Genomic DNA, 574 nt, shown 5'->3' with positions numbered 1-574 from the left:
GGAGCTTGATATTTTAGACTCAACTGTTAAAGTTAAAAGAGAGACTAAGAAGGAGTTATCACAGCTTCAAATTAAACGATTATATGCCATAGCCGATTCCAAGGGTTATGACGCTAATAGTGTTAAACGACAAATTCTAAAGGATTATAATAAGAGTTCTTCTGTTGATTTGACTTATGAAGAATATAATGAGTTAGTCTCTAAATATGAAAGCTTACGAAGGTAAAATTATGAATGAAAATTTTAAAGGACTTTGGATACCAATTGAATTTATGATTGATGATCTAACAATGAAAGAAAGATATGTTTTGAGTACAATTGATTCTTTAAGTAAGGAGGGTTCAGGATGTTATGCTAGTAATACTTATTTATCGGAAATGTTTAATTTAAGCGTACGACAAACAAGTAGAATAATAAATGATTTGATTGAGAGAAATTATATTGAGGCAGAGTATGTGTATGACAGAGAACAAAGGATATGCACAGAACGTATATTAAATGTTTTATACCAGGACATTTCAGGTAGGACCCCCCGCCAAAAATGTCTACCCACACAGAATACTTCAGGTAGCAT

The 574-nt window shown here is 31.9% G+C and carries 1 protein-coding gene and 1 pseudogene; both read left to right on the top strand.

Going from position 1 to position 574, the window contains the following annotated elements:
• Positions 1–226: pseudogene (locus AMO08_RS05870) on the top strand (ERF family protein); the annotation flags it as partial.
• Positions 207–574 (top strand): helix-turn-helix domain-containing protein (locus tag AMO08_RS04620; protein ID WP_143323814.1); only part of this gene is annotated, 368 nt, incomplete at its 3' end. The pseudogene AMO08_RS05870 and the gene AMO08_RS04620, both read left to right, overlap by 20 nt.

Origin of the sequence: Candidatus Pelagibacter communis (assembly GCF_001180205.1) — a bacterium.
Classification (GTDB): domain Bacteria; phylum Pseudomonadota; class Alphaproteobacteria; order Pelagibacterales; family Pelagibacteraceae; genus Pelagibacter; species Pelagibacter ubique_O.
Note: the sequence above shows the minus strand (reverse complement) of the source record. Positions and strands in the feature narration are given on the sequence as shown.